Below are 3,950 nucleotides of genomic sequence, written 5' to 3'. Positions count from 1 at the left end.
GCAATTCACTGCCGAGGATGCCAGGATAAAACTACGCCGCCTCTATCCGACAATTGATGGTTGACGAGACACTAGTGTCTAAATGTATAAAGTTCGAAAACAACAGGTTAACCTTGATGAAGGAGATTTAACCATGGAACTGACCGAAAAAACCAAGATCGATGACTTGTTGAATCAATACCCTTTTTTGTTGGATTTCCTGATTACCCAGTCGCCCATGTTCGAAAACCTCAAAAATCCGGTCATGCGCAAGACCGTCGGCAAGATCGCCACCTTAAGCCGGATCGCTACTCACAGCGGCATTGACCTAAAAATCCTGATGTCGTCCATTGCCGCCGAGATTGAGAAACAAACCGGTAAGGCCGTCGCCGTCAGTGGGCCGGGTTCTGCAGTTTCAGATGCGCCTCCCATGGATTCCCATCAGCGGCAGGAGATTCTCAAGGGCATTATCAAGGACCTGCATGCCGGCGAAGATGTCGAGGTTCTGAAACAGAAGTTCAAAGGGTTGATTCAAGGGGTGGCGGCGCCCGAGGTGGCCAAGATGGAGCAGGCGCTGATGGATGAGGGCCTTCCCCCGGAAGAAATCCGGCGCCTGTGCGACGTTCATGTGGAGATTTTCCGGGAGGCCCTGGAAGAGCAGGATCGGCCGCAGCCGCCGCCGGGCCATCCGATCCACACCTTCATGAAAGAAAACCGGGCTTCGGAGAAGATCATGAGCGAAGCCAGCATGATCATCGGCCGGCTGGGGCAGCCGCCCAATATGGAGAAATTCAAAGAACTGAAGAAGGAGCTGGGCGACATGATCCAGCGATTGTCCGAAATAGACATTCACTATATCCGCAAGGAAAATCAGCTTTTCCCCATGCTGGAGGCCCATCATTTTACCGGTCCGTCCCAGGTCATGTGGTCGATTCATGACGATATTCGCGCCAGTCTTAAAAAAGCCCGGGAAGCATTTGTCAAAGCCGATCCGGAAGCGACCGCAAGTTCCCTCAACGAGGCCATCAAAGCGATGCGGGATATGATCTACAAAGAGGAACACATCCTCTACCCCACCAGTCTCGACATGCTTTCCCAAAATGAATGGATCAAGGTAAAAGAAGGCGAGGCCGACATCGGTTTTGCGTGGGTGGCCCCGGATAGCGGTTGGCCGGGTGAAATAAAGGAGGTTCCCGAGACTTCCCCGGCCGGACCACTGGATGCAACGAAAGATATTGCCGGATTCTTAGGCATTGATACCGGCCGGATGACACTGGATCAGATCAATCTCATGCTGACCCACCTGCCGGTGGATCTGACGTTTGTGGACGCTGACGACCGGGTGGCATTTTATTCCGAGGGACCTGAACGGATTTTTCCGAGAAGCCCGGCCATCATCGGTCGAGAGGTGCGAAACTGTCATCCCCCAAAGAGCGTACATGTGGTCAATAAAATCCTTGATTCCTTCAAATCCGGCGCCAGGGACAAAGCCGAATTCTGGATCGAATTGAAGAACCGGTTCATATACATCCGCTACTTTGCGGTGCGAGACAAAAAAGGCACCTATAAAGGCACGCTGGAGGTCAGCCAGGACCTGACGGAAATCCGCCGGCTGGAAGGTGAAAACCGATTGCTGGATTGGGAATAGGGAATCGATTTTAATTTTTGATCAATATTAGCTTATTTTGTCGAGCAATATTTAGCTTATTGTGTAAAACAAAAAAAGCCCGGGGTTTTACCCCCGGGCCTTTTTAGCGAAAGCGTATTTTCAGACCGTATCACTCCACCGTGGGACGCGGCAGGACCTTGGCCCGTTCGGCGATCTCCGGGACCTTGTGCTCCCATTCAATGGCCATGAGGTGGACGCCGGCCACGCCTTTCATCTCCTTGAATTCTTCAATCTGCTCAAGGGCGATCTTGATGCCTTCTTCAGCCTGCTGGTCTTTGGCAACGCCCTGGAGGCGGGCGATGATGTCATCGGGCACATCCATTCCCGGCACCCGGTTTTTCATGTACTTGGCCATGCCGACGCTCTTCATGGGGGTGACCCCGGCAAGGATATACGCTTTTTCGGTCAGCCCCATGTCATTGGCCTGCTGGATATATTTACGGAACTTTTCCATGTTGTAGATGCACTGGGTTTGAATAAAGTCCACCCCGGCGTTTATTTTCTTGGCCAGGCGGTGAACGCGCCATTCAAATGGGTCGGCAAAGGGATTGGCGGCAGCGCCGATGAATATTTGGGGGGGGTGCTCCAGGTCGGCCCCTCCCAGAAATTTTCCTTCGTCCCGCATTTTCTTGACCATGCTGATGAGCTGCATGGAGTCGATGTCAAACACGCCTCTGGCCTGGGGGTGGTCGCCGAACTGGCAGTGGTCCCCGGAAAGGCAGAGCATGTTGCGGATGCCGTGGGCATAGGCTCCCAGGATGTCCGCCTGCATGGCCAGGCGGTTGCGGTCGCGGCAGACCATCTGAAAATTGGGTTCGAGCCCCTCCTGGATCAGGATGATGCAGGCGGCCCAGCTGGCCATGCGCACCACGGCGGTCTGATTGTCGGTGATGTTGACCGCATCCACGTTGCCTTTGAGAAACGCCGCTTTTTTTCGGACTTCTTCAGCGTCGGTGCCCCGGGGGGGACCCAACTCACCGGTAAATGCAAAATGACCGGCCGTCAAAACTTTTTCCAGATTGCTTCCTGCTTTCATATTCATTCCCTCAAAACGTTGCAGTTATAGGTGTTATAGAAACCAATTCAAAATCCCATCTGAGGCCTGATAACTGCGTTACAAGCCTCTTCAAAATGCTCACAACCTACCATGGTTGCTGCGCTTTTTCATCGGCTTGCGCCTTGCTCTCAGACCTGATCCGAGATTTTGAAATGGCTTCTAATTAATTCTCAGGTTTTTTGTAGCCGGGCTGAATCAGTGTCCGGGGCGTCTGGTCCTTCCAATCGTTGGCCGGATGAACCCGCATCAGGTTTTCAAGCCGGTTCTGGCGCAACAGGCGCTCGTAAATCTTGTACCAGGCGCAGGGCTGGTCTTTATGGATTTCACAGCTCCCCTTATTGGTCCCGCCGCAGGGACCATTGTAAAGTCCTTTGGCGCACATGGTCACCGGGCAGATGCCGCCGGTCCATCCAAGGACGCAGCTGCTGCAGGAACGGCAGCGCTCTTCATACCAGCCGGCCGCCTGGTTGACCGCCAGACCCGAGGTGTCCACCGCCGGCAATACCGGCTTATCCGGGAATCGTTCCGCCAGGAACTGGATGCCGACCCCGCAGGCCATGGAAATCAGCGCGTCATATTTTTCAACCATTTCATCCAGCTCGGCCAGGTATTCCCGGTCGCACTGGCGCTCGACCGTATAGCCGTCTATCTGGATGGGGTTATCATCCAGCTTGCGGGCCATTTCGATTTCTGCGCTTAAAACCGCCACCTCTTTTTCGCCGCCCACCAGGCAGACCGCCACGCAGGTGCCGCAACCCACATTCAGGACTTTTTTATAGCTCTTGAGCAATTCTTTTATTTCATCAAAGGGCTTTCGCTTGGCAACTATCATTTTCCCTCCCGTACCATGATTTCATACAACAAGAAGCCGGTTTCGGCTGTTTTACCCGAAGGTGATCCTGTATTTTTCTATGTGTTTGTTTCAATGGCGCAGCTACGCCAGAAAATTTATGATATCTTTTGCGTCCAACTCGTTCCGGCTGATCCCCAGTTCAGCTTCATCGATTCCAAGACTCAGCCCCAGGAGCTGGGTGTAAAGGATCGAGGGCAGGGGTTGGGCCTCATTGCGCCGGGAGAGCAGCATCTTTTGCACCCGGTCAAACTGGAGCTGACAATAGACGCAGGCGCTGCAAAGATAGTCGGCGCCGGATGCTTTGGCATCCGTTATTTTTTTTTGGGTCAGATCCAGCGACAGCTCGTCGTCAACCCCCAGCAGGGGCGACCCGCAGCAGTCCAGTTTGGTCT

The 3,950-nt window shown here is 53.6% G+C and carries 4 protein-coding genes; 1 reads left to right on the top strand and 3 read right to left on the bottom strand.

What is annotated here, in order from left to right:
- The first annotated feature begins 133 nt into the window (after positions 1 to 133).
- Positions 134 to 1,627: a DUF438 domain-containing protein gene (locus P1P89_22560; protein MDF1594304.1), complete on the top strand. Its 1,494-nt coding sequence runs from the start codon at positions 134 to 136 to the stop codon at positions 1,625 to 1,627.
- Positions 1,628 to 1,757: 130 nt separating this feature from the next.
- Here the strand turns inward: P1P89_22560 and P1P89_22555 are convergent, their stop codons facing one another.
- The 3 genes from P1P89_22555 to P1P89_22545 all read right to left on the bottom strand — a co-directional run.
- Positions 1,758 to 2,684 (bottom strand): methylenetetrahydrofolate reductase, encoded by a 927-nt coding sequence (locus P1P89_22555; GenBank protein MDF1594303.1) that lies wholly within the window; start codon positions 2,682 to 2,684, stop codon positions 1,758 to 1,760.
- Between the two features lie 184 nt (positions 2,685 to 2,868).
- Positions 2,869 to 3,537: a methylenetetrahydrofolate reductase C-terminal domain-containing protein gene (locus tag P1P89_22550; GenBank protein MDF1594302.1), complete on the bottom strand. Its 669-nt coding sequence runs from the start codon at positions 3,535 to 3,537 to the stop codon at positions 2,869 to 2,871.
- A 102-nt stretch (positions 3,538 to 3,639) separates the two neighbouring features.
- On the bottom strand, positions 3,640 to 3,950 hold a 311-nt coding region (locus P1P89_22545; GenBank protein ID MDF1594301.1), incomplete at its 5' end, for a heterodisulfide reductase-related iron-sulfur binding cluster.

This window comes from Desulfobacterales bacterium (genome assembly GCA_029211065.1).
GTDB lineage: Bacteria > Desulfobacterota > Desulfobacteria > Desulfobacterales > JARGFK01 > JARGFK01.
This window is presented reverse-complemented; position numbering and strand designations above follow the sequence as displayed.

Excerpts from the sequence above, each read along its gene's own strand:
- P1P89_22550 (MDF1594302.1), bottom strand. The coding sequence starts at position 3,537 with ATGATAGTTGCCAAGCGAAAGCCCTTTGATGAAATAAAAGAATTGCTC.
- P1P89_22555 (MDF1594303.1), bottom strand. The coding sequence starts at position 2,684 with ATGAAAGCAGGAAGCAATCTGGAAAAAGTTTTGACGGCCGGTCATTTT.
- P1P89_22560 (MDF1594304.1), top strand. The coding sequence starts at position 134 with ATGGAACTGACCGAAAAAACCAAGATCGATGACTTGTTGAATCAATAC.